This window comes from Ottowia sp., from assembly GCF_047975795.1.
Lineage (GTDB): Bacteria > Pseudomonadota > Gammaproteobacteria > Burkholderiales > Burkholderiaceae_C > Ottowia.
In genome coordinates, this window is the sequence record NZ_JBKEEE010000030.1 from 17,496 (window position 1) to 41,113 (window position 23,618).

24 protein-coding genes are annotated in these 23,618 nt (G+C 61.6%); 9 read left to right on the plus strand and 15 right to left on the minus strand.

The window, feature by feature from the left end:
* Positions 1-66: 66 nt before the first annotated feature.
* From ACK5NW_RS04460 to ACK5NW_RS04485, 6 genes are all read right to left on the minus strand, one after another.
* On the minus strand, positions 67-1,377 hold the full coding sequence (locus tag ACK5NW_RS04460; RefSeq protein ID WP_416925462.1) for a tryptophan--tRNA ligase: 1,311 nt from the start codon (positions 1,375-1,377) through the stop codon (positions 67-69).
* A gap of 19 nt (positions 1,378-1,396) precedes the next feature.
* Positions 1,397-2,065 carry a site-2 protease family protein gene (locus ACK5NW_RS04465; protein ID WP_416925464.1) on the minus strand — a complete coding sequence of 223 codons (669 nt, stop codon included), beginning with the start codon at positions 2,063-2,065 and terminating at the stop codon, positions 1,397-1,399.
* A gap of 90 nt (positions 2,066-2,155) precedes the next feature.
* Entirely contained in the window at positions 2,156-2,284 is a 129-nt protein-coding gene (locus ACK5NW_RS04470) for an IPTL-CTERM sorting domain-containing protein (RefSeq protein ID WP_416925508.1), read from the minus strand.
* Between the two features lie 446 nt (positions 2,285-2,730).
* Positions 2,731-3,219 (minus strand): hypothetical protein, encoded by a 489-nt coding sequence (locus tag ACK5NW_RS04475; protein ID WP_416925466.1) that lies wholly within the window; start codon positions 3,217-3,219, stop codon positions 2,731-2,733.
* Positions 3,220-3,585: 366 nt separating this feature from the next.
* Entirely contained in the window at positions 3,586-4,209 is a 624-nt protein-coding gene (locus ACK5NW_RS04480; protein WP_416925468.1) for an L-threonylcarbamoyladenylate synthase, read from the minus strand.
* Between the two features lie 114 nt (positions 4,210-4,323).
* On the minus strand, positions 4,324-5,460 hold the full coding sequence (locus tag ACK5NW_RS04485) for an iron-containing alcohol dehydrogenase (protein WP_416925470.1): 1,137 nt from the start codon (positions 5,458-5,460) through the stop codon (positions 4,324-4,326).
* A gap of 64 nt (positions 5,461-5,524) precedes the next feature.
* Between ACK5NW_RS04485 and ACK5NW_RS04490 the strand changes: the two genes are divergently transcribed.
* From ACK5NW_RS04490 to ACK5NW_RS04505, 4 genes are all read left to right on the plus strand, one after another.
* Positions 5,525-6,451, plus strand: coding sequence for a 2-keto-4-pentenoate hydratase (locus tag ACK5NW_RS04490; RefSeq protein ID WP_416925472.1), 927 nt, complete (start codon positions 5,525-5,527; stop codon positions 6,449-6,451).
* Positions 6,452-6,567: 116 nt separating this feature from the next.
* Positions 6,568-7,485: an alpha/beta hydrolase gene (locus ACK5NW_RS04495; protein WP_416925510.1), complete on the plus strand. Its 918-nt coding sequence runs from the start codon at positions 6,568-6,570 to the stop codon at positions 7,483-7,485.
* Positions 7,486-7,634: 149 nt separating this feature from the next.
* Entirely contained in the window at positions 7,635-8,558 is a 924-nt protein-coding gene (locus ACK5NW_RS04500) for a YbgC/FadM family acyl-CoA thioesterase (RefSeq protein WP_416925474.1), read from the plus strand.
* Positions 8,555-9,745, plus strand: a complete 1,191-nt coding sequence (locus tag ACK5NW_RS04505; protein ID WP_416925476.1) for an RDD family protein — start codon at positions 8,555-8,557, stop codon at positions 9,743-9,745. Before ACK5NW_RS04500 ends, ACK5NW_RS04505 begins: the two co-directional genes overlap by 4 nt.
* A gap of 108 nt (positions 9,746-9,853) precedes the next feature.
* Here ACK5NW_RS04505 and dnaJ read toward each other — a convergent pair whose 3' ends face one another.
* The 7 genes from dnaJ to ACK5NW_RS04540 all read right to left on the minus strand — a co-directional run bounded on the left by dnaJ (position 9,854) and on the right by ACK5NW_RS04540 (position 16,573).
* Entirely contained in the window at positions 9,854-10,990 is a 1,137-nt protein-coding gene (gene dnaJ / locus ACK5NW_RS04510) for a molecular chaperone DnaJ (RefSeq protein ID WP_416925478.1), read from the minus strand.
* A gap of 141 nt (positions 10,991-11,131) precedes the next feature.
* Positions 11,132-13,069, minus strand: coding sequence for a molecular chaperone DnaK (dnaK, locus tag ACK5NW_RS04515; protein ID WP_416925480.1), 1,938 nt, complete (start codon positions 13,067-13,069; stop codon positions 11,132-11,134).
* Positions 13,070-13,173: 104 nt separating this feature from the next.
* Complete coding sequence (grpE, locus tag ACK5NW_RS04520) at positions 13,174-13,746, minus strand: nucleotide exchange factor GrpE (RefSeq protein ID WP_416925482.1); 573 nt, start codon at positions 13,744-13,746, stop codon at positions 13,174-13,176.
* Positions 13,747-13,955: 209 nt separating this feature from the next.
* On the minus strand, positions 13,956-14,309 hold the full coding sequence (locus ACK5NW_RS04525; RefSeq protein WP_416925484.1) for an FKBP-type peptidyl-prolyl cis-trans isomerase: 354 nt from the start codon (positions 14,307-14,309) through the stop codon (positions 13,956-13,958).
* 156 nt (positions 14,310-14,465) lie between these two features.
* On the minus strand, positions 14,466-14,774 hold the full coding sequence (locus ACK5NW_RS04530; RefSeq protein ID WP_416925486.1) for a winged helix-turn-helix transcriptional regulator: 309 nt from the start codon (positions 14,772-14,774) through the stop codon (positions 14,466-14,468).
* Positions 14,775-15,091: 317 nt separating this feature from the next.
* Positions 15,092-15,511 (minus strand): acyl-CoA thioesterase, encoded by a 420-nt coding sequence (locus ACK5NW_RS04535; protein ID WP_416925490.1) that lies wholly within the window; start codon positions 15,509-15,511, stop codon positions 15,092-15,094.
* 93 nt (positions 15,512-15,604) lie between these two features.
* Entirely contained in the window at positions 15,605-16,573 is a 969-nt protein-coding gene (locus ACK5NW_RS04540) for an ABC transporter permease (RefSeq protein ID WP_416925492.1), read from the minus strand.
* A gap of 147 nt (positions 16,574-16,720) precedes the next feature.
* Here ACK5NW_RS04540 and ACK5NW_RS04545 point away from each other — a divergent pair, with 147 nt between their 5' ends.
* Positions 16,721-16,975 carry a YfhL family 4Fe-4S dicluster ferredoxin gene (locus ACK5NW_RS04545; protein ID WP_416925494.1) on the plus strand — a complete coding sequence of 85 codons (255 nt, stop codon included), beginning with the start codon at positions 16,721-16,723 and terminating at the stop codon, positions 16,973-16,975.
* Between the two features lie 82 nt (positions 16,976-17,057).
* Here the strand turns inward: ACK5NW_RS04545 and ACK5NW_RS04550 are convergent, their stop codons facing one another.
* Together ACK5NW_RS04550 and argH are read right to left on the minus strand one after the other, a co-directional pair.
* Positions 17,058-18,092 (minus strand): integron integrase, encoded by a 1,035-nt coding sequence (locus tag ACK5NW_RS04550; protein WP_416925496.1) that lies wholly within the window; start codon positions 18,090-18,092, stop codon positions 17,058-17,060.
* 213 nt (positions 18,093-18,305) lie between these two features.
* Positions 18,306-19,763 carry an argininosuccinate lyase gene (gene argH / locus ACK5NW_RS04555; protein ID WP_416925498.1) on the minus strand — a complete coding sequence of 486 codons (1,458 nt, stop codon included), beginning with the start codon at positions 19,761-19,763 and terminating at the stop codon, positions 18,306-18,308.
* A gap of 114 nt (positions 19,764-19,877) precedes the next feature.
* Here argH and ACK5NW_RS04560 point away from each other — a divergent pair, with 114 nt between their 5' ends.
* From ACK5NW_RS04560 to ACK5NW_RS04575, 4 genes are all read left to right on the plus strand, one after another.
* Positions 19,878-20,942, plus strand: coding sequence for a histidine kinase (locus ACK5NW_RS04560; protein ID WP_416925500.1), 1,065 nt, complete (start codon positions 19,878-19,880; stop codon positions 20,940-20,942).
* Positions 20,943-20,984: 42 nt separating this feature from the next.
* Positions 20,985-21,728: a LytR/AlgR family response regulator transcription factor gene (locus ACK5NW_RS04565; RefSeq protein WP_416925502.1), complete on the plus strand. Its 744-nt coding sequence runs from the start codon at positions 20,985-20,987 to the stop codon at positions 21,726-21,728.
* A gap of 148 nt (positions 21,729-21,876) precedes the next feature.
* A complete protein-coding gene (hemC, locus tag ACK5NW_RS04570) occupies positions 21,877-22,818 on the plus strand; it encodes a hydroxymethylbilane synthase (protein ID WP_416925504.1) in 942 nt (313 codons plus the stop codon).
* A 20-nt stretch (positions 22,819-22,838) separates the two neighbouring features.
* Positions 22,839-23,618, plus strand: a 780-nt coding sequence (locus ACK5NW_RS04575; protein WP_416925506.1) for a uroporphyrinogen-III synthase, incomplete at its 3' end; no start/stop codon positions are given.

The following is a 23,618-nucleotide window of genomic DNA, read 5'->3' on the forward strand; positions in this document are numbered from 1 at the left end:
CCCTCCCCGTCAAGGAATCTTTTAGGGATTCATGAGCGTAAGTAGCTACTTCGCCAACCGGCTAGTTTACTCTGCTAATGATTTTGACAGTTGTTCAAGCGCTGCATGAATCAAATGTACTGGCTGGCTGGCCGCAAGGTCGATTTGTGCAGTAATTTGATTGAACGCTGCTACACCGTCAGACTGGAGTAATTTGATGGTTTGCCCTGCATCGCGAGGTGAATCGAAAGCCAAGCTTTGAATCAGGGTTGCACCTGATACATCGACCAGCTTGAAGTAAAAGAGTTTGTCCTCTGCCCGGTATTGTTTGAACGTTGGCAGCGCTGATTTGACCACCGCTTTGGGGGCGACTGACTGGCTGGAGGCCGCCACCATTGGGCGCAAACCCACTGCATGGCGCAATTTGTCCATGAACGGCGTGGCGATGGCGCGGGCCTTGGCGGCACCGGCTTTCAGCAGGCGTTCAACCTCAGCAGGGTGCTGCACCAAATGGTTGTAGCGCTCACGCATGGGGCTGATTTCGTGGTCGATGCGCTCAAACAGCTGCTGCTTGGCGTTACCCCAGGCGATGCCATCGGCAAAGGCTTGGGCCAGGGCGCTGGTTTCTGCGGGTTCGGCAAATGCGCGGTAAAGCTGGAACACCGCCGAGCTTTCGGTGGCCTTGGCCTCGCCGGGCACGCTGGAGTCGGTCAAGATCGACATGATTTGCTTGCGCAGCAGATCGCGCGGGCCGAACAGGGCGATGGTGTTGTCGTAGCTCTTGCTCATCTTGCGCCCGTCCAGGCCGGGCAGCAGGGCCACGTGGTCGTCGATCACCGCCGCAGGCGGCACCAGCAGCTCGCCATACAGGTGGTTGAAGCTGGCGGCCATGTCGCGCGCCATTTCAATGTGTTGTACCTGATCGCGCCCCACGGGCACCTGATGCGCCTTGAACATCAGGATGTCGGCTGCCATCAGCACCGGATACATGAACAGGCCCGCACTGACATCGGCGTCCGGGTCTTGGCCCGCTGCCGCATTTTTGTCCAGCATGGCCTTGTAGGCGTGGGCGCGGTTGAGCAGGCCCTTGCCCGCCACGCAGGTCAGCAGCCACATCAACTCAGGAATCTCGGGGATGTCCGACTGGCGATAAAACGTCACATGCTCAGGATCCAGGCCTGCTGCCAGCCAACTGGCTGCAATCTCCAGCGTGCTGCGCTGAATGCGCGCCGGGTCGTCGCACTTGATGAGGGCGTGGTAGTCGGCCAGAAACAAAAAACTCTGGGTATCGGGCTTGCGGCTGGCGCGCACCGTGGGACGGATGGCACCCACGTAATTGCCCAGATGCGGCGTGCCGGTGGTGGTGATGCCGGTGAGAACGCGAACGACAGAGGTCATGAAAATCAAGGTTGAAAAATCAGCTCAACAAGGCAGCCAGCGGCAGCAGCATGATGTCCATCAGGCCAAAGGTGACCGTCATTAAAGGCAGCATCCACAGTTGGCTGACCACGCCGGTCAGCACCAGCGCCATCACGATGAAAAAGCCCCAAGGCTCGATACGGCTGACAGTCGCTGCGGCTTTGTAGGGCAGCAGGCCGACCAGAATGCGGCCACCATCGAGTGGCGGCAGCGGAAAAAGATTGAACACGAACATCACCACGTTCACCAGCACGCCCGCGCGGCACATGCCGGTAAAAAACGGCTCCGATACGTCCATGGCCATCAACACAGTCAATACTACGCCCCAGGCCAGCGCTTGCAGCAGGTTGGATGCAGGCCCGGCCAGTGCCACCCACACCATGTCGCGCTTGGGGTTGCGCAGGTGGCCAAAGCGTACAGGCACCGGCTTGGCATAGCCGAATAAAAACGCCCCGTTGGTTGCCACGTACAAAAAAGCGGGCATCAAAATCGTGCCGATGGGGTCGATGTGCTTGAGGGGATTGAGTGTCACCCGCCCCAGCATGGCGGCTGTGTTGTCACCAAAATGCCGCGCCACGTAAGCGTGTGCGGCCTCATGCACGGTGATGGCAAACAGCACCGGCAGGGCGAAGATGGCGATGGTTTGAATGATGTTGCTGAAGTCCACCCAAGGATTGTCTCAGACCGGGAAGGGCCGCTTGGCTGAAAAGTGCAAAGCCACCCCGAAGGCTGGCTTTGCAGTGGATGCGGGTTGATTTCACGCTTTGCCTTGCGACCGAGTACGCCAACCTAGAAATCCCAGCAAGAGGCTTAAAACAGCAAGTGCCGCGCTGCCCATGGTAGGTACCGGCACTGTGGTGGAGGCTGCCGTTGGCGCTGTCAGCATCAAAGGGTCAATCTCTGCCAGCAGGGTGCCAGCGGGTGCATCGAACAGCGCCAAACCCACGCCAGCGACACACCTGTGTTTATTGGGCCGCTCCAGTTCAAGGTGAATGTCATGGTGGTACTGGCACCGACGGCGACGAACAGGCAGTGCGAAGCCATCTGGGTTCCATCGTCCCAGACTTCCATGCAGACGCCGTCGAAGCCACCGCCATCGTCGACCGTACCTGTGACGTCTGCACTGGCCACGATTTGATGCGACGTGGCCGTGGCGGACACGGCGGATAGGCCCCCGTAAGGGTGGCTTTGGGCGACAGTTGGCCTGGATTTGTTGGCAAATTGGTGGACGACCAGGCAAGTGAAACCCCCGCGCACCACATGGTGGCTGCGACGAAGAAGCTTTTTAGGTAATTCCAAGGTTTCATGTTTTTGATTCCTTTGGATATCGGGTCAATCAGCCAGAGAAAAGCGCCGAAAAACCAGTGTGCCTGCCACCACCATGGCTACCAGAAAGGCCAGTGACGCCCCACCCAGCGTGGGGACGGCGGCCACTGCGGTGCCCGGTGCCGCCGTCGTGCTTTGCGTCCAGATGCCCACCACTCCTGCGCCCGGCGACCCGTATCCGGTCGCAGGCACGCCGCTAGTGCCCGTGCACTGGGTGCCGGTCACGGCTGAGCAAGTCGCAGCGTTGTAGGCGAAGGTTGTGGTGTCACCGGCCAGCATCATGTGGACGGTTTGCCCCACTGAATGCGGTGGACTGGGAGACATCAAGTACACCTGCGCGGATATCAGGGTGCCCGCAGCGTCCGTGGTCACATAAAAATCGGCAGGATTGCCAAACACTTGGGCCGAGTTGGTGTGGTCAAAGGTATGGATGCCATCGCTGAACGACCAAGTCAGCGGATAGGCTGTGCCTGGCCCCACCGGTTCGTTGGTCAAATTTGGGGGCAATGGCGGCGTTGACGTCATTGCCCCCGTCAGTTGCATGGCCCGTCGTGTAGGCCCCGCTGGCAGACGTGTAGGTGGGCGATGTGAAGCTATAGACGGTGGTTTGCGCCCAAAGGCTGCTTGTGCCGCCAAGTGTCAGTACCAGCAGTGCCAGAAGCTGTTTGATGCCAAACAATTCGGCGACTATGAATTTTTTTCAGTAAGCGCCAGTTTTCCACGCTTTTGCTCCTCGAATATGGATTTCTTGGAGCAATGGTAGGTAAGGCTGTGGCTGTTCACAATCCTTCAAGTGAACCAAATAAAAAGCATTTTTTATGCGCAAAAAGTTTCTGATGTAACCAGGATGGATGCGGGAAATCAAAGTCCCAGCAGGCCTGGATCGCCTCGCCCGCGGCGCAGTACTTCGGGCGCGCTGCCGCTCAAATCGACCACGGTGGTCGGCTCCAGCGGGCAGGCCCCGGCGTCGATCACGCCTGCAATCTGGCGTTCCAGCCGCTCGCGGATGGTTTGCGGCTCGTTCAGGGGGGCGTCGTCGCCTGGCAGGATCAGCGTGGTGGCCAGCAAGGGGGCACCGTGCTGCTCGATCAGATCCAGCAGCACGCGGTGATCGGGCACGCGCAGGCCAATGGTTTTGCGTTGTGGGTGGCTGACGCGGCGCGGCACTTCCTTGCTGGCTTCCAGAATGAAGGTGAAGGGGCCGGGTGTGCCTTGTTTGAGCAAGCGAAACTGCGTGTTGTCCACCCGTGCGTAGCTGGACAGTTCGCGCAAATCGCGGCAAATCAGTGACAACTGGTGTTTGTCGTCCAGCCCGCGCAGGCGGCGCAGGGCGTCAGCAGCGGCTTTGTCGTCCAGGTGGCAGACCAGGGCGTAGCTGGAGTCGGTGGGCACGGCCAGCACGCCGCCGTCTTGCAGCAGTTGCGCTGCTTGCTTGAGCAGGCGCGCCTGAGGGTTGTCGGGGTGGATGCTGAAGTGCTGGGCCATGGGGGTTCAGTCACAGACTGAATAGTTATAAAAATGATAGCTTACGGCGCAAATATAGAAAGCGCCAGAGGCTTTAGCCCGGATGTAGACATTCAAATTTTTTGTGGCACGCCCTTACATCGATGCAGTCAGCATCGCCCGATAGTCCGCAGCCGAGGCGATACGCGGATTGGTTTGGTGGCAGTGATCGCGCTGGGCGTGGGTGATCACGGCGTCGAATTGCTCGGGGGTGACACCCATGGCGGCTAAGCCGGTGGGCAGGCCCAGGCGGGCGGTCATGTCGTGAACGGCTTGTGCCACATCAGCGTCTTTTTTCAGATCCATGGCCTGCGCCATGCGCGCCAGGCGCTCTTCTTTTTGTACGGATTCGGCTCCGGCGTTGAAGCGGATCACGGCGGGCAGAAACACCGCGTTGAGTGTGCCGTGGTGCAAACGTGGATCAACCCCGCCCAGGCTGTGGCTGAGCGAATGCACGCAGCCCAGCCCTTTTTGAAAGCCCATCGCACCGTGGATGCTGGCCGCCATCATGTTCAAACGCGCCTCGCGGTCGCTGCCGTCGCGGGTGGCGCGTTCGATGAAGGCCCAGTCGCGGCGCAGGCCCTCCAACGCAATGCCGTCGGCGGGCGGGTTGAAGGCCGGGGCCATGAACACCTCCATGCAGTGGGCGATGGCGTCCATGCCGGTGGCGGCGGTTAATTGGGGTGGCAGGCCGAGGGTGAGCGCTGGGTCGCAAATGGCGGCCTTGGGCATCAGCGACCAACTGTGAAAGCCCAGTTTGCGGCCGTCGTCCACGATGACGATGGCCCCGCGCGCCACTTCGCTGCCGGTGCCTGCGGTGGTGGGCACGGCGATCAGTGGTGCCACGGCGTCGGTGATTTTGGGCGAGCCGCCTTCGATGGTGGCGTAGGTTTTCAGCGGGCCGGGGTGGGTGGCGGCAATGGCCACCCCCTTGGCACAGTCGATGGCGCTGCCGCCGCCCACGGCAATCAGGCCGTCACATTTTTCCTGCTGATAAAGGGCAGTGGCAGCGCGCACCGCGGCTTCGGTCGGGTTGGGCGGTGTGCCGTCATAGACCGCGCAGGACATGCTGCCCAACATGTCTTGCACCGGTTGCAGCACGCCTGCGGCACGCACCCCGGTGTCGGTGACGATGAGCGGGCGGCGAATGCCGATGCGCGCGCAGTGCGCAGGTAATTGAGCCAGCGCGTCAAAGTCAAATTCGATTTGGGTCAGGTATTGGATAAGTGCCATGCGGTGGTTTACAGGCTAGGATGCCAAAGGTCAAACAAACACCCATTTAACAAGGAGATGAACCATGACTCAAGCCTTCTCGGTCGCGCGCGCGGCAGCACTGGTGGCCGCTGCCGGAGGGCTGTTGCTGGGCTGCGCCAGTCAGGCCCCGGCCCCTGTGGCGGCCAAGGTGGTGGTCACGCCAGGTTGCCTGAGCGAGGCCCAGGTGGGTGAATGGATGATCTCCCACAACGCACGTCAACCCGCCTTCAACCCGCCTGAGCTGATGACCGCCGCCGATGCTGCCTGCACCCGCGCACGCCTGCAACAGCGCCTGGCCGATCAATACGGGCCGTTGGTGGGCTACAAGGCGGGCCTCACCAACCCGGCGGTGCAAAAGCGCTTCAACACCAATCAGCCGGTGTGGGGGGCGCTGTACCAGGGCATGCTGCTTAAAAATGGCGCGGTGCTGGATCCGAAGTTTGGCGCGCGCCCGCTGTTCGAGGCCGATTTGCTGGTGCGTGTGAAAGATGTGGGCATCAACGATGCCAAAACCCCTGCCGAGGTGCTGGCGCATGTGTCTGAAATCATCCCGTTCATGGAACTGCCCGATCTGGTGGTGCTGGCACCGCCCAAGCTCAACGGCAACGGTGTGTCGGCCATCAATGTTGGTGCGCGGGCAGGCGTGCTGGGCAAAGCGCTGAAGGTGCCCTCAGATGCGGCGGCGCAAGCGCGTTTGCTGGAGCAGTTGCGCGACATGAACGTGCGCGTGACCGACGGCAGCGGCGCGCTACTGGACGCAGGCAAGGGATCTGACGTGCTGGGCCAGCCGCTGAACGCGGTGGTGTGGCTGGTGGGCGCGCTTAAAACCGAAGGGCTGGCCTTGCAGCCGGGGCAACTGGTCAGCCTGGGGTCGTTTTCCAAACTGATGCCGCCCAAGCCGGGTTTGAAAGTTACCGTGTCTTATGACGGCGTGAGTGGCTTGCAGCCCGTATCGGCCAGCTTTGAGTAAGCTGTCAAAGCCTTTGTTGCTGCTCTTTCAATAGCTCATTGCGCTTGTTGTAATTGCTCTGAAAGCATTTTTTTGTGAAAAAAAAAGCTGACACCCCAGCGCGCCTGACGCCCGCCATGCGCGCCGTGGTGGAAGCCATGGCGCGCGCACCGCATCCGCCCATGCACACTTTAAGCGCGCAGCAGGCCAAGCTGTCCTACGCCAAGGCGGCGGGCGTGCTGGATGTGCCCAAGCCCGATGTGGTGTGCGTGCACGACTTCACCTTGCCCGCGCGCGATGGCTTCCAGTTGCCCGCGCGGCTGTATGCCGACAGTGCTGCCAAGGGCCTGCCCACGCTGCTGTACATGCACGGTGGCGGCTTCACCATTGGCAGCATCGAATCGCACGACACGTTTTGCCGCGTGCTGGCGCAGTTGAGCGGCGTGGCCGTGGTGTCGCTGAACTACCGGCTGGCACCCGAACACCGTTTTCCCACTGCTGTGCACGACTGCTGGGATGCACTGCACACGCTGGTGCGCGAAGGTGCCGCGCTGGGGCTGGACACCACCCGTTTGGCCGTCGGCGGCGACTCGGCCGGTGGCACCTTGGCTGCCGTCACAGCCCTGCATGCGCGTGATGAAGGCATTGCGCTGGCGCTGCAATTGCTGATCTATCCTGGCACCACCGACCATCAGGACACCCCCTCGCACAGCGTGTTTGCTGACGGTCCGGTGCTGGACAAGGCCATGATTGACTGGTTTTTTCACCACTACATCGACAGCGTAGACCGCAGCGACTGGCGCTTTGCACCGCTGAAGTCGGCTGAGGTTGATGGCGTGGCCCCGGCGTGGGTGGGGCTGGCCGAGTGCGACCCGTTGGTGGACGAAGGTGTGCTGTACGCCGACAAGCTGCGCGCTGCGGGTGTGCCGGTCAACCTGGAAATCTACCGCGGCGTGGTGCACGGCTTTGTGACCATGGGCCGCGCCATTGCCGAAGCGCGCCAGTTGCACCGCGATGCGGCGACGGCGCTGCAAAAAGCGCTTGAAGCCCCCTGAGCGGCTGCCGCTGCTTTCTGTCTCTTCACTGCACGAGACAGACTTGAGGCACGGGCAGGCCACACTTCGTATTTTGCTCTTATATAAATAGCTAATAACGCTTTGTTTGTCATCGTCATAGGCTGTTTTAATGCTAAATTCGCTGTCCTATGAAACCTGCCGACTTTTGCTTTCACCATCCGCTGCGCGTGCGCTGGGCCGAGGTGGATGCGCAGCACATCGTTTTCAATGCGCATTATCTGATGTACTTTTCAACTGCCATGGCCGATTACTGGCGTGCGCTGGCCATGCCTTATGCGGCGGCCATGCAACGGCTGCAAGGCGATATTTTTCTGCGCAAGACCACGCTGGAATTCAACGCCCCGGCGCGCTTGGACGACCGGCTGGACGTGGCCATGCGGTGCGACCGCATCGGCAGCTCGTCCATGACTTTTGTGGGTGCCATTTTTCGTGACCACCAACTACTGCTGACAGGCGAGCTGGTGTATGTGTTTGCCGATCCGTCCGCCCAAACATCGCGCCCGGTGCCTGCGCCGCTGCGTGCGCTGATCGAAGCGTATGAGGCCGGACACGCCGTGACCGAGGTGCGCACGGGCGATTGGGCCACGCTGGGCGAGGGCGCACGTGCCGTGCGTGAAGCGGTGTTTGTGCAAGAGCAAGGTATCGCCCGCGAAGACGAGTGGGACGCGGCCGACGCCACCGCCACGCATGCGCTGGTGAGCAACCGGCTGGGCATGCCGGTGGCCACCGGCCGCCTGATTGCGCAGGGGGCATCGGAACAAGGCGCATCGGAACAGGGCGCGCCAGGACGAGGCACTGCACGCATGGGCCGCATGGCCGTTGACCGTAGCTTGCGCGGCAGTGGCGTGGGCCAGCAGGTGGTGCAGGCGCTGGAGCAGGCGGCGCGGGCGCAAGGCTACACCCGCATCGTGCTGAGCGCGCAGCGCAGCGCTGAGGGCTTTTACCAGCGCCTGGGCTATGTAGCCGATGGCGCGCCGTTTGACGAAGTGGGCATTGCCCATGTGGTGATGCAGCGCGCGCTGGTGGGTCAACAAAAGGGGCCAGCCCCATGAAATGCGCCGTCTGTAACTGGCAAAACCGCAAGGGCGAAACCGAATGCTTTAACTGCGGGGCGGCGCTGGTGGCTGAGCCGCCCGCGGCTGTGGCTGCGGCTGCGGCTGCTCCCGCACCTTGGCCGCAAGGCTCGGTTGAGGTTGCGTCACTGGGTTTGCCACAACCCATACTTGAAGCTGAAGGTGCCAAGAAAAGTGCAAAAGCCGAACCTGCTGCACTGCCCCAGAGTGAAGGTGAAAAGGCCGAACCGACTGAAATGGCCCGCGTGATCGCAGCGCTGGTGGATGGCATGGCGCTGGCCTTGCTGTTTTTTTCGCTCATGATGGGCGAAACCGCCTTGATCCGGGCAATTCCCTGGATGCAAAAAGACGACAGCCTATGGAGCATTCTGCTGGTGCTGCTGTCCACACTGGCCCCTTGGGTCTGGCTGGGCTGGATGGAAGCGCGTGGCGGCACCCCCGGCAAGCGCCTGATGGGCCTGCGCGTGGTGGAGCGCAGTGGCCAGCCGCTGGGCGTGCTGCGGGCCACGCTGCGACAGTTGCGCTTTGCCATGCACCTGCCGATGCCGGGCATCTTGCGGTTTATCGAACGCCTGCTGGTGGGCGAGCAGGGCCTGCACAACACCTTGTTGGGCAGCTACGTGGTGCGGCGTGATGCCGATGCGCATACGGTCAGCGATTTTCTGGCCCACCAGCACCATCGGCGCAAGGACTGGACGCGTGTGGCCTTCTGGCTGGTGGTCACGCCGCTGGCGTTGATTGCGGTGGTGGTTTTCGGTGTCTGGACTTACGACGCCTGGCGCGACTGGCGCGACCCTGAAGGTGCCGCTGTGCGCCAGTCGCTGCGCGTTGTGGTGCGGGACATGGAGCCGGTGATTGACAAGGTGCAGAACTACCGTCACACCGCTGATCAGTTTGCCGCGTCCATCGAAGAGCTGGAGCTGGCATCGCTGCCCCACGGCGTGCAGCACCTGTTGTTGAACAGCGTGACGGGTCAGGTGGTGGCCAAGCTGTCACCCGAAGTGGCGCAGGGCCAACTGGCGGGCCAGCATCTGGAGTGGACCCCGCAGTTGAGGGAACGCAAAGGCCAACTGCGCTGGCGCAGATGGCTGTGCGGCAGTCGTGACGTGCCCGCTGACTGGTTGCCGCGCAATTGCGACGATACGGAAAAACCGAAGCCACAATAAGCGCCGATTTTTTTGGCTGTAACGCTTGTTGAAAAAGCGAATGTAGCTATTTTAATAATAGCTAAAAGTTACTTTTTGCGGTAGTCGGCGTAACACAAATCAGGGAAATCAGGCCCCAAAAAAGTTCTTGATCCGGTCGGCCCAACTGTCTGCACCGGGTGAATGTTTGGCACCGCCTTTTTTCAGCGACGCATCAAACTCTTTGAGCAGCTTGCGCTGGTGCTCGGTCAGCTTGACCGGAGTTTCGACGCTGATGTGGCAATACAAGTCACCCGGATAGCTGGCGCGCACACCTTTGATGCCCTTGCCGCGCAGGCGGAACTGCTTGCCCGCCTGGGTGCCTTCGGGGATGTCGATGGCGGCTTTGCCGTTCAAGGTGGGCACCTCAATTTCGCCGCCCAGCGCGGCGGCAGCAAAGCTGATGGGCACCACGCAGTGCAAATCATCCCCGTCGCGCTCGAAGATGTCGTGTTTCTTTAAACGGATTTCGATGAACAAGTCGCCTGGCGGGCCGCCGCCCGTGCCAGGCTCGCCATTGCCGGTGGAGCGGATGCGCATGCCGTCGTCAATACCGGCGGGAATTTTCACTTCCAGCGTTTTTTGGGTTTTGAGCTTGCCCTGGCCGTGGCAGGTGGTGCAAGGCTCTTTGATGATTTTGCCGGTACCGCGGCAGTGCGGGCAGGTTTGCTGCACACTGAAAAAGCCCTGACGCATCTGCACCACGCCCTGGCCGCGACAAGTGCCGCAGGTGCTGGCGCTGGTGCCGGGCTTGGCACCGCTGCCGCGGCAGGTGTTGCAGTCGTCCCAGCTTGGGATGCGAATTTGTGCGTCTTTACCTGCGGCGGCTTCTTCCAGAGAGACTTCCATGGCGTAGCTGAGGTCGCTGCCGCGGTACATCTGGCGTCCGCCATGGCCACCGGGATGGCCGCCACCGCCAAAGATGTCGCCAAAGATGTCGCCAAAGGTTTCAGCAAAGCCGCCAAAGCCTTCCGGGCCACCGCGCATGTTGGGGTCAACGCCTGCGTGGCCGAACTGGTCGTAGGCGGCTTTCTTTTGCGGCTCGGACAGGATTTCGTAGGCTTCTTTGACCTCTTTGAACTTCAGCTCGGCAGCGGCCTTGGCTTCATCGCCCTGGTGTTTGTCGGGGTGGTATTTGGAAGAAAGCTTGCGATAGGCTTTCTTCATTTCGTCGTCGCTGGCGTTCTTGGGCACCCCCAGAACTTCGTAGAAATCGCGTTTGGCCATCTTGGAACGTTGTCCGTTTTCTATACAACAAAGCCGTGCGTCAGATCAAAGCATCTGTGCACGGCGCATGGAGCCAGCCCCGAAACCGGTGCGTGTGATGCCATTGCTGGGCATCACACCACGCGCTGGCTGATTGGCTGGTCAGTCTTTCTTGACTTCTTTGACTTCGGCATCGACCACGTTGTCGTCGGCCGTCGCACCTGCGCCAGATTGATCGCCTGCGCCAGGGGCAGCACCGGCTGCTGCCGCTGCGGCCTGGGCTTCGGCGTACATCTTTTCGCCGAGTTTCTGGCTGGCGGTCATCAGGGCTTCGGTTTTGGATTCCATGGCCGCCTTGTCTTCGCCTTTCAGCGCTTCTTCAAGGTCTTTGATGGCCGCTTCGATCTGGTCTTTCTCGCCCGCATCCAGCTTGTCACCGTGTTCGGACAGCGACTTGCGCACGCTGTGCACGGCGGCGTCGCCCTGGTTGCGGGCCTGTACCAACTCGACGCGCTTTTTGTCGTCGGCGGCGTACAACTCGGCGTCTTTGACCATTTGCTCGATCTCGCCTTCGGACAGGCCCGAGTTGGCCTTGATGGTGATCTTGTTTTCTTTGCCGGTGCCTTTGTCCTTGGCATTGACGTGCAAGATGCCGTTGGCGTCGATGTCGAAGGTGACTTCGATCTGCGGCATGCCGCGCGGTGCGGGAGGAATGCCTTCCAGATTGAACTCACCCAGCAGCTTGTTGCCGCTGGCCAGCTCGCGCTCGCCCTGGAACACCTTGATGGTCACCGCAGGCTGGTTGTCGTCGGCGGTGGAGAAGGTTTGCGCAAACTTGGTCGGGATGGTGGTGTTCTTGGTGATCATCTTGGTCATCACACCACCCATGGTCTCGATGCCCAGCGACAGCGGAGTCACGTCGAGCAGCAGCACGTCTTTGCGGTCACCCGAGAGCACCTGGCCCTGAATGGCGGCACCCACGGCCACGGCTTCGTCGGGGTTGACGTCTTTGCGCGGCTCTTTGCCGAAGAATTCTTTGACCTTGTCTTGCACCTTGGGCATGCGGGTCTGGCCGCCGACCAAAATCACGTCGCTGATGTCGCCCACCGACACGCCCGCGTCCTTGATGGCGGTGCGGCAGGGGGCGATGGTGCGCTCGACCAGGTCTTCGACCAGGCTTTCCAGCTTGGCGCGGGTGAGCTTGATGTTCAGGTGTTTGGGGCCTGAAGCATCGGCGGTGATGTAGGGCAGGTTGACATCGGTGGCAGCGGCTGAAGACAGCTCGATCTTGGCTTTTTCAGCCGCTTCTTTCAGGCGTTGCAGGGCCAGCACGTCTTTGCTGAGGTCTACGCCTTGCTCTTTTTTGAACTCGCCAATGATGTAGTCGATGATGCGCTGGTCGAAGTCTTCACCGCCCAGGAAGGTGTCGCCGTTGGTGGACAACACCTCGAACTGCTTTTCGCCATCGACATCGGCAATTTCGATGATGGACACATCGAACGTGCCACCGCCCAGGTCATACACGGCGATCTTGCGGTCACCTTTGGCCTGCTTGTCCAGCCCGAACGCCAGCGCGGCGGCGGTGGGTTCGTTGATGATGCGCTTGACTTCCAGCCCGGCAATGCGGCCCGCGTCCTTGGTGGCCTGGCGCTGGCTGTCGTTGAAGTAGGCGGGTACCGTGATGACGGCCTCGGTGACTGGCTCGCCCAGATAATCCTCGGCGGTTTTCTTCATCTTGCGCAGGACTTCGGCGCTGACCTGGGGTGGGGCCAGCTTGTCGCCGCGCACACCCACCCAGGCGTCGCCGTTGTCGGCCTTGGTGATCTCGAAGGGCATGAGGTGGATGTCTTTTTGCACCTCGGGTTCTTCAAACTTGCGGCCAATCAGGCGCTTGATGGCGTACAGCGTGTTCTTGGGGTTGGTGACGGCCTGGCGCTTGGCGGGTGCGCCGACCAGCACTTCGCCGTCTTCCTGATAGGCGACGATGGACGGCGTGGTGCGCGTGCCCTCGGCGTTTTCGATGACCTTGGTCGAGTTGCCTTCCATGATGGACACGCAGCTGTTGGTGGTGCCCAGGTCAATGCCAATGATTTTTGCCATGGTGTTGCTCCGTTGATGCTTTGAATTGAATAAATGAAAAGTAATATTTGAAAAATGTGGTGGCCTGCAGTTTTTTCAAGCGCTTGGGCCGACGGTGTGTGGCGTTATTTGGCTGCCGCCACCGTGACCAAGGCAGGGCGCAGCACGCGGTCGGCAATGGTGTAGCCCTTTTGCAGTACGGCAACCACGGTGTTGGCCTCTTGCTCGGAGGGCACGACGCTGATGGCTTGCTGCGTGCCGGGATCGAACTTGGCCCCGGCGGGCGGATTGACCTCCACCACCTGTTGCCGCTCCAGCGCCGACAGCAACTGGCGCAGCGTGGCTTCGGTGCCTTCGCGCAATTGCTCGGCGCTGGCGTTGTCCACTTTCAGGGCCGAGTCCAGGCTGTCGATCACGGGCAGCAGGCTTTCGGCGAAGCCTTCCACCGCAAATTTGCGAATTTTGGCGATGTCATCATCGGCGCGGCGGCGGGCATTTTGCGCCTCGGCCTGGGCGCGCAGGGCCTGGTCGGTCAGATCGGCCACTTTGGCCGTCAGTGCCTGCACCTCGGCTTGCAGGTTTTCAGCAGCGGCCAAGGCATCGGCTTCGTTGGCCGCCGCAGCGGCTTCAGCCTCTTCCGGGCTGATGGCAGGATCGTCTGAAAAAGGCTGGGTGGATTGAAAACGGGGGTCGGTCATGCGCTGGGGATGAAAGTTTTGAAATTGGAAGCGATCGATAGCCCCTAAATGGGGCGCAAACGCCGGTTTTCAAGCGTTTTGCCCCAAAAAACAGCCTGGACAGCATGAAAAACAGCGCCCAGAAGCAACAGGCCAAAAAACAGGCCGCCTTGGTGGGCGGCCAGTGCTGGGCAAGGGCGTATTTTTGGGTATTTTTCAGGGCGCTGGCATCAGTTGGCAACGCCCAGCAACTCGACATCGAATTTCAGTGTTGCGTTGGGTGGAATCACACCACCCGCACCGCGTGCCCCGTAACCCATTTCAGGCGGGATGATCAAGGTGCGCTGGCCGCCGACTTTCATGCCTGCCACGCCTTCGTCCCAGCCCTTGATGACCATGCCCGCTCCCAGCGAAAACTCAAACGGCTGACCACGGTCGCGGCTGGAGTCGAACTTGGCACCTTGCTGGCCGTTGTTGTACAGCCAGCCGGTGTAGTGCACGCTGACTGTTTGGCCTTTGCGAGCCTCGGCACCAGTGCCCATCTGAACGTCGGTGATTTGCAGGCCGTTGGAGGTGTCTGTCATGAAATTACTCCTGATTTAATAGCTATTGATGCATGCGGTTACAGCGTTAGAGCTTTATTTTATTCTAAAAACTTCTGGATTCGAGGTGCGCAAAAAAAGCGCGCCATACAGGCGCGCTTATTAGCTGTCATTAAAGGGGCGCAGAAGGTGATCGCCTTATTTTTTCTTGGCCTGTGCGGCTACCCATTTGGAGGCAAAGGCTTGCAGATCAGACAGGCGTTTGGTCAGGTCGGTGCCGCTGGGCGTCAGGATGTAGCCGTCCGAGCCATGGGTGATCAAATTGGCCGCGCGCAACTCTTTCAGGCGCGTGTTCAATGTGTTCGGGGTGATGCCGCCAACGCTGTCTTGCAGCAGGCGGAATGTTTGTGGGTGGCCGTCGCGCAAAGCCCAGAGAACGCGGATGGCATAGCGGGCTTCAAGCAGGGCCAGCAACTGACCAGTGGCAGCATTTTCTTTGGAACTCATTTCAGGCTTCTCCTCAGGGCGCTTAGGGTGCTTGGGACTGACTATATCTCAAATTTGTAGCACGCTAGCACTTTCATAGCTCCAAAACGCATGCCATCGTGGGTTGGGCGCTACAAATTATGGAATGCCTGGCTCTCCGGGAGGAATTTGCGGATCGGCAGAGGGGAGAAAATTAGTCGTTTGTGTTACAAGCTGATATAAATTAATGCTTATGTGTTGTTTGTGTGAGTCTGCCATTCGGCTCAAAAAACAAGCATCTGTCGTAATGGGCTGTTTGCCACAAACTTGCGAAGGCCAGTTCATGCGTTGCTTGCAGATTAGCTACAGGCCACTTTAATGAAATCAGGTATGGCAATGGATTTGATACGGTCTGGCTCGTCTTCAGGGTGAACCACAAAGGCGCGGGTTTCGCGGCCTTCGCACAGCACCTGGCCATCTTTCATCACCACATGCTTTTGCACAAAGGTTTTGGCGGCCCAGGATTCGATGTGGGTGTGAATTTCCAGCGTGTCGCCATAGGTCGCGGGGCGGATAAACCGGGTGTGGATTTCCAGCAGCGGGGTGCCGATGATGCCGGTGGTTTTTTGAAGCTCGCGCCAGGGCGGGATGCCGCACTGCATGAAAAAGTCCAGCGAGGAGGCATCCATCCATTTGCTGAAGTTGGGAAAGAACACGATGCCGGCCGGGTCGCAATCGCCGAACATCACTTTGACGGTGTAGGTGGTGGTTTTAGGCATGGTTTTATAAAGTGGTGACAGACAGTTTGAGGGGGTGATCTGGCCCACTTTACAGCGAAGGAAGGCGGACAATGGTGTTTAGCGTACAAGGTGTCATATCGCGCTGGTTTTGACGCGCGGATCAATCACCGCATACAGCACATCGACCACGAAGTTGACGATGACCACCATTGCGGCCAGCAGCAGCACGCCATTGCGCACCACCGCCACGTCACGGTTGGCGATGCTTTGGAAAATCAGCCGCCCCAGGCCAGGCAGGTGGAACACGTTTTCCACCACGATGGTGCCCGCCAGCAGTTCGGCAAACTGCACGCCCATGATGGTGATGACTGGGATCATGGCATTGCGCAGCACATGGCCCCACAGTGTGGCGCTGCGGCTCAAACCCTTGGCGCGCGCGGTGCGCACAAAGTCTTCGCGCAGCACTTCCAGCACCGCTGACCGTGTAAAGCGCGCCAAAATCGCTGCCTGCACCACCGCCAGCGCCACGGCGGGCAGGATCAGCGCCTGCAAGCCTTCCCATAGGCCGCGCCAGACACCGTCGTCCCAATACCAGCCGTCAAAACCGCCCGATGCCAACCAGTCCAGCTTGACCGAAAACAGCAAGATCAACAGGATGGCAAACCAGAAGTTGGGAATGGCGATGCCCAGTTGTGCCAGCGTCATCAGCCCCACGTCGCTGGCGCTGTTGTGGCGCGCTGCCGCCAGCACGCCCACCACCAGCGCGATGGCCGTGGTCAGCAGCATGGCCAGTACGGCCAGTGGCGCGGTCAGCGTCAAGCGCTCGGCAATCAGCTCGGACACGGGCGTGCCGTAGCTGGCCGAATCGCCCATATCACCTTGCAGCAACCCACTCATCCATTGGGCGTAGCGTGTCAGCGCGGGCTGATCCAGCCCCAGCTCAGCCGCCTTGGCGGCCACTGCGGCCGGATCGGCATCCGGCCCCATCAGCACCTGGGCGGCGTTGCCGGGCAGCACTTCCAGTAAAGCGAACACGATCACGCTGGTCGCCACCAAAGTGACCAGCAGCGTCAGCAGGCGTTTGAACAGGAAATAACTCATGGCAACAGAACGCAACAACAGCTCGCCATCACAGGTGGCTGCGCTGCATTATCAACACGGAATGCAGCGGTATTGACGAAAGTCGTGCCGCAAACAGGGGGCAGGGCAGATAATTGCTGCTGGCTTATATAGAGATGGAGAGTCTTTATGGCGCTGATGATCACCGACGAGTGCATCAACTGCGACGTCTGCGAACCCGAATGCCCCAACGAGGCCATCTCGATGGGTGCCGAGATTTACCAGATCAACCCCGACAAATGCACCGAATGCGTCGGCCACTTCGACGAGCCGCAATGCGTGCAGGTTTGTCCGGTGGAATGCATTCCCATCGACCCGCAGCGCGTGGAAAACCAGGAAACTCTGTGGCAAAAATACCAGCGCTTGCAGACAGCCAAGGTTTGAGCGGTTTTTTTAAAGGCCAAACCCACCGCTGTCGCTGGCCGGTCAAGCGCAAACAGCTATCCAAATAGAAACCAGCCTGCCTTCACAGTGGCAGCGCGTTGATCTGTGCCACCGGCACGGCAGGCGCGGGTGCCTCGGCCAGCAGCGTGTCCAAAGGGCTGGGCACGCCGCCTGCCACTTTCAGCACATGGGTGTATGCCATCGTCGTGCTCACATCCGCATGGCCCAGTAACTCCTGCACCATGCGAATGTCCGTACCGCGCTGCAGCAAATGCGTGGCAAAGCAGTGTCGCAGCGTGTGCGGGCTGGCTGGTTTGGTCACTCCCACCGCCCGCAGCGCCCGCGCCAGGGCGCGCCTGAAAGTGTCGGCATAACCGTGGTGGCGTCGTCGCACCCCGCTGCGCGGGTCGGTGGACAGCGCGGCCTGTGGAAACACCCAGAACCAGGCCCAGCTCTCCGCCGCGCGCGGGTACTTGGTTGCCAGGGCGTGGGGCAGCTCAACCCCCGGCATGCCGTCGGTGCGGTCCTGCGCCCACAACTGGTGCGCCCGCGCCAGTTGCGCCTGCAACGGGCCGCGCAGAGCGGCGGGCAGCATCACCACCCGGTTCTTGCCACCTTTGGCCTCGCGCACCACGATCGCACCGTGCTCAAAATCCACATCCTTCACCCGCAGGTGCAGCCCCTCCATCACCCGCATGCCGGTGCCGTACAGCAATTGCGCCAGCAGGCCATGCACGCCCTCCATGGCCGCCAGCGTGCGCCGCACCTCGTCGGCCGTCAGCACCACCGGCAGCCGCTGCGTGGGCCGGGGGCGGCCAATCTCGGCCATCCACGGCAAATCCATCTTCAATACCTCGCGGTACAAAAACAAAATGGCAGCCAGCGCCTGCTTGTGGGTCGAGGGCGCCACCATGCGCACCGAGGCCAGGTGCGTCAAAAACGCCGTCACCTCCGGTGCCCCCATCTCACGCGGGTGCCGCAAGCCGTGAAAGCGCACAAACGCCCGCACCCAGTGCACGTAAGCCTTCTCGGTCGACCACGCCAGATGCCGGTAACGCACCGCTGCGCGCAGCAGGTCGAGCAGCTTGGGCGGGGGTGCTTGCGTTACACTGTTCATTCATTCAGTATAACGATCATGATAGGCTTCTTGCAATCACTGCCCAGCACTTACTGCAATCATGCCCTTGTCGCAATGCTTGTGGCGATCGATGACGCGCTGTCCTTCACATTCCTAAGTCGCTGGAATGAGCTCCAAGTTGTCCCCAACGTTCGCTCATGTCGAACGTTATAAAAAAACCGACGCCACCCGCTTCCCCGCCATTTATCCCCGTCACCCCCCAGCCAGCCGCGCCCGATGCCGCGCCATCTGTTGCCGCACCTGCTCGGGTGCCGTGCCGCCCAAGGTGTTGCGCGCGCCCAGGCTGCCGCGCAGCGAGAGAACGTCGAACACGTCCTTATCGATGGCGGGGTGGAACTCCTGCAGCACCTTCAGCGGCAGCTCGGACAGATCGCAGGCGTGCTCTTGCGCCGCTGTGACGGCGTGGGCCACGGTTTCGTGCGCGTCGCGGAAGGGCAGGCCCTTCTTGACTAGGTAGTCGGCCAGGTCGGTGGCGGTGGCGTAGCCTTTTTGCGCGGCGGCCTCCATGGCGGCGGCGTTGACGCTGATGCCGCCTGACTTGGCGCCGGTCTTGGGGTCGGGCTGGCCGCCGATCATCTCGACGAAGATGCGCAGCGTGTCGCGCAGCGTGTCCACGGTGTCAAAGAGCGGCTCCTTGTCTTCCTGGTTGTCCTTGTTGTAGGCCAGGGGCTGGCCCTTCATCAGCGTGATCAGGCCGACCAGGTGGCCGACCACGCGGCCGGTCTTGCCGCGCGCCAGCTCGGGCACGTCGGGGTTTTTCTTCTGCGGCATGATGGAGCTGCCGGTGGTGAAGCGGTCGGCAATGCGGATGAAGGCAAAGTTCTGACTCATCCACAAGATCAGCTCCTCTGACAGGCGGCTGATGTGCACCATCACCAGGCTGGCGGCGGCGGCAAATTCGATGGCGAAGTCGCGGTCGCTCACGGCGTCCAGGCTGTTCTGGCAGACGCAGGCTTGGCCTTGCTCGTCCACCATGCCCAGGGTTTGGGCCACGCGCTCGCGGTCGAGTGGGTAGGTGGTGCCGGCCAGCGCGGCGGCGCCCAGCGGCAACTGGTTGACGCGGCGGCGCACGTCCTGCATGCGCTGCTCGTCGCGCGCAAACATTTCCACGTAGGCCAGCAGGTGGTGCGCAAAGCTGACCGGCTGGGCCACTTGCAGGTGGGTGAAGCCGGGCAGGATGACGTTGACGTTTTTCTCGGCCACTTCGATCAGAGCGGTTTGCAGCTCACGCAGCAGGCCGCTGATGAGGTCGATTTCGCCGCGCAGCCACAGGCGGATGTCGGTGGCCACCTGGTCGTTGCGGCTGCGGCCGGTGTGCAGGCGCTTGCCGGCGTCGCCCGCCAGTTGGGTCAGGCGCGCCTCGATGTTCAGGTGCACGTCTTCCAGCGCCAGTTGCCAGTCGAACTGGCCACTGTCGATCTCGCTTTTGATTTGCGCCAGGCCGCGCTGGATGGCGGCCAGGTCAGCGGCGCTGATGATGCCCTGGGCGGCCAGCATGTCGGCGTGCGCCAGGCTGCCGCTGATGTCGGCATCGGCCAGGCGTTTGTCGAAGAACACGCTGGCGGTGTAGCGCTGCACCAGCTCGCTCATGGGTTCGGAAAACAGCGCCGACCAAGCTTCGGATTTTTTGTCGAGTTGATTGGAAGACATTCAGGAAGGTATGCGAATGTGAAGAAATGGCGCGCCAAGGCGACAGGCGGCGGATACCAAGGGATGGGCGCGCGGTAGGTGAGCCTACACTCATTGGCAAGTTTCTTATAAGCCATGCGCGATTCACGAATTCTATCGACCCTGAAAGAACGTCGACTGCCCCCTGTGGCTGCCAAGTCGACTCCGCAACTGGTGTTTGACGCTTGCCAGACGGGGGTGATGCTGCGCGCCGTGCTGTATGTGGAAACGGTGATCGGCGCCGCGCTGCTGTATGTGACCAGCGATGCGGTGGATTGGCTGCTGGGCGTGGCCTTGATTACCGCTGCGGCGCTGCCCGCCACCTTGATGTGGCTGGTGCTCGGGTGCAGCTTAAAGCATCTGCTCGGCCGTTTGCCGCTGGGCTGGCAAGTGGCCGCAGGGGTGGTTTTGGGGGCTTTGGCGGGTTTGTTTGCGTGCGGGTTGATGGCCTGGCTGGATCTGGTGGGTATGTTCCGGCCCGGTGCGCAAGCACCCTGGCTAGCCAGCGCCGTCACTGGCATGCTGCTGGCCGCTGGGCTGGTGGCGGGCATGGCCTGGCGGGTGCGTGGGCGTACACCGGCGGCCACGGCGGCGCGGTTGGTGGAGTTGCAATCGCGCATCCGGCCCCATTTTTTGTTCAACACGCTCAACTCGGCCATTGCCCTGGTGCGGGATGAACCGGCCAAGGCCGAGCGGGTGCTGGAAGATTTGTCTGATCTGTTTCGCCACGCGCTGTCTGAGCGCCAGGACGCCACCACACTGGGGGCTGAGCTGGAGCTGGCGCGCCGCTACCTGGACATCGAACAGGTGCGTTTTGGCCGCCGTTTGCGGGTGGAATGGTCGCTGGACGAGCGCGTGAGTGGCGCGCGCGTGCCGCCCATGATCTTGCAGCCGCTGGTGGAAAACGCCGTCAAGCATGGGGTGGAACCCAGCCCGTCGGGGGCGCAGATTCGGGTGTCCACCCAGTTGCGCAACCAGTCGGCGCTGATCAAGGTCACCAACACCGTGCCCGCAGGTCAGGGCAAATCGGGCCACGGTATCGCGCTGGGTAACGTGCGCGACCGCCTGCGCCTGCTGTACGACCTGGAAGGGGGCTTTCGCACCGCCTTGGTTAAAGACGTGTACCAGGCGCGCATTCAGGTGCCCATGCCGAAAAAATAAAGGTACCCCAAAAATGATGACACGCCAGAAAGGAGGAAGCTCATGCGTGCGCTGCAAGTACTGATCGTGGATGACGAGTCTTTGGCGCGGGCGCGCCTGCGCACCTTGCTGGGCGACTGTCGCCAGCCGCCAGCCGTGGCCGCGGCCGAGGCGGGCAGCGCGGCCCAGGCCATGGCCTTGGTGCAGCACCAGCGCTTTGACGTGGTGCTGCTCGATATCCACATGCCGGGTGCCGATGGCCTGCAACTGGCACAGGCCCTGCGCAGCGCCACGCGGTCGCCGCCGGTGGTGTTTGTCACTGCACATGCCGAGCACGCAGTCAAAGCCTTCGATCTGGAAGCGGTGGACTACCTGACCAAGCCTGTGCGCCTGGAAAGGCTGGAAACCGCACTTCAAAAAATAGAGCGCATGATGCAGTTTGAACCTGCACCAGAGACTGATTTGGCGCAGGAATGGCTGGTCATTGTGGAGCGTGGCCGCACCTTGCGTGTGCCTTTGGCCGATGTGCTGTATCTGAAAGCCGAGCTGAAATACATCACCGTGCGCACGGCTGAGGCCACCTATGTGCTGGATGGCAGCCTGAACCAGCTTGAAGAGCGCTTTGGCACACGTTTTTTGCGCGTGCACCGCAACGCGCTGGTGGCGCGCAACGCCATTCGTGCGCTGACGCGCCACCACGACGCTGCCGACGGCGATGGCTGGGCCGTGCGTCTGTCGGGCCTGAACGAGGTGTTGATGGTGTCGCGTCGGCAGTTGACGGCAGTGCGCGAAGCGCTGGGCGAATAATGAGATAGCGCAGCATCGTGCAGACGGCCAAAGCCTGATGTGCATCAAGTTTGATGCCGCAGCACAGGTTCATGGGCATCGCCTGGTTCGGCCAGCAGCGTGGTGCCGTTTACCATCCACAGCTTTGACGCTGCCCGCCTTAGTTTTCATGTCACAGCCCATCACCATCGCCACCCGCGAAAGCCGCCTTGCCTTGTGGCAGGCCGAGCATGTCAAAGCCTTGCTGCAAGCGCGCGGCCACCCGGTCACGCTGCTGGGCATGACCACGCGCGGCGACCAGATTCTGGACCGCACGCTGTCCAAGGTGGGTGGCAAGGGCCTGTTTGTCAAAGAACTGGAAGCTGCGCTGGCAGAAGGCCGCGCCGACATCGCCGTGCATTCGCTCAAGGACGTGCCCATGGAGCTGCCGGACGGCTTTGCGCTGGCCTGCGTGCTGCCGCGTGAAGACCCGCGTGATGCCTGGGTGTCGCCGCAGTATGCGGCGCTGGCCGATTTGCCCGCCGGTGCAGTGGTGGGCACGTCCAGTCTGCGGCGCACGGTGCTGCTGCGCGCCATGCTGGCGCGGCTAGGGCGGGGTGATGTGCGCATCGAGCCGCTGCGCGGCAACCTCGACACCCGCCTGCGCAAGCTGGACGATGGCCAGTACGCCGCCATCGTCTTGGCGGCGGCGGGCCTGAAGCGGCTGGGACTGGCCGCGCGCATTCGGCACGAATTCAGCACCAGTGACATGCTGCCCGCTGCCGGGCAGGGCGCGCTGGGCATTGAAATTTGCAGCGGGCGGGCCGATTTGGCCGACGCCCTGGTGCGGGCATTGGTGCCACTGGCGGATTGGCCCACCTGGTGCGTGGTGGCAGCTGAGCGCGCCGTCAGCCGCGCCATGGGTGGCAGTTGCTCGATGCCGCTGGCCGCGCATGCCACGCTGGATGGCCAGCGCCTGCGCCTGCGTGCTGCCTGGGGTGAGCCAGAAGGTGCACCCACGCTGGTCACTGCCGAGGGCGAAGCTGATGTAACCGATGCCACTGATCTGGCGCAGGCCGAAGCGCTGGGTTTGCAGGTGGCCAGGCAGCTTCAGGCCGCAGGTGCGCGCTGAAAGCTGGAGGCTTTCAAACGATGTCTGCGCGCCTGATCGTCACGCGGCCCGCCCGTGAGGCCGCACGTTGGGTGGACGAGCTGAAAACGCAGGGCCTGGACGCGGTCGCGCTACCGCTGATCGATATCGTGCCTGAGCCGCCCGGTGTCGCGCAGCAAGCCGCCCGTGTGCAATGCGAAGGCGGTGGCTACCATGCGGTCATGTTCGTCAGCGCCCAGGCCGTACGCGGTTTTTTGGGGCCTTATTTTTCAGAGAAAAATCAACCTTTAACGCAGGACAGGAAAGCGTTAAAAGCTATTGAATCAAGAGCATGGGTGACTGGCCCTGGCACCGCCGCGGCCGTGCTGGCCGCAGGCTGGCCACCCGATCTGCTGGATGCGCCGCCCGCCGATGCGGTGCAGTTTGATTCTGAAGCGCTGTGGCAGCGCATTGCTCCGCAGCTGGTGTCAGCGCCTACACGGAACCTGCGTGTGCTGATCGTGCGCGGCGGCGATGCACAAGGGCGGCTGGCTGGTCGCCATTGGTTGGCCGAACAATTGCAGGCCGCAGGTGTGGCGGTCGATCAGGCGGTGGCCTACCGGCGCGCCGCACCCGTGCTGACGGGTATGCAGCGCACTTTGGCACAGGCAGCGGCGCAAGATGGCAGTTGGTGGCTGTTCAGCAGTTCAGAGGCGGTGGCCAATCTGCAAAAAGCACTGCCTGCACAGCCGTGGCAGGCTGCGCGCGCGCTGGCTACACATCCGCGCATAGCCCAAGCGCTGCGTGCGGCCGGGTTTGGCGTGGTGCAAGGCACACGGCCC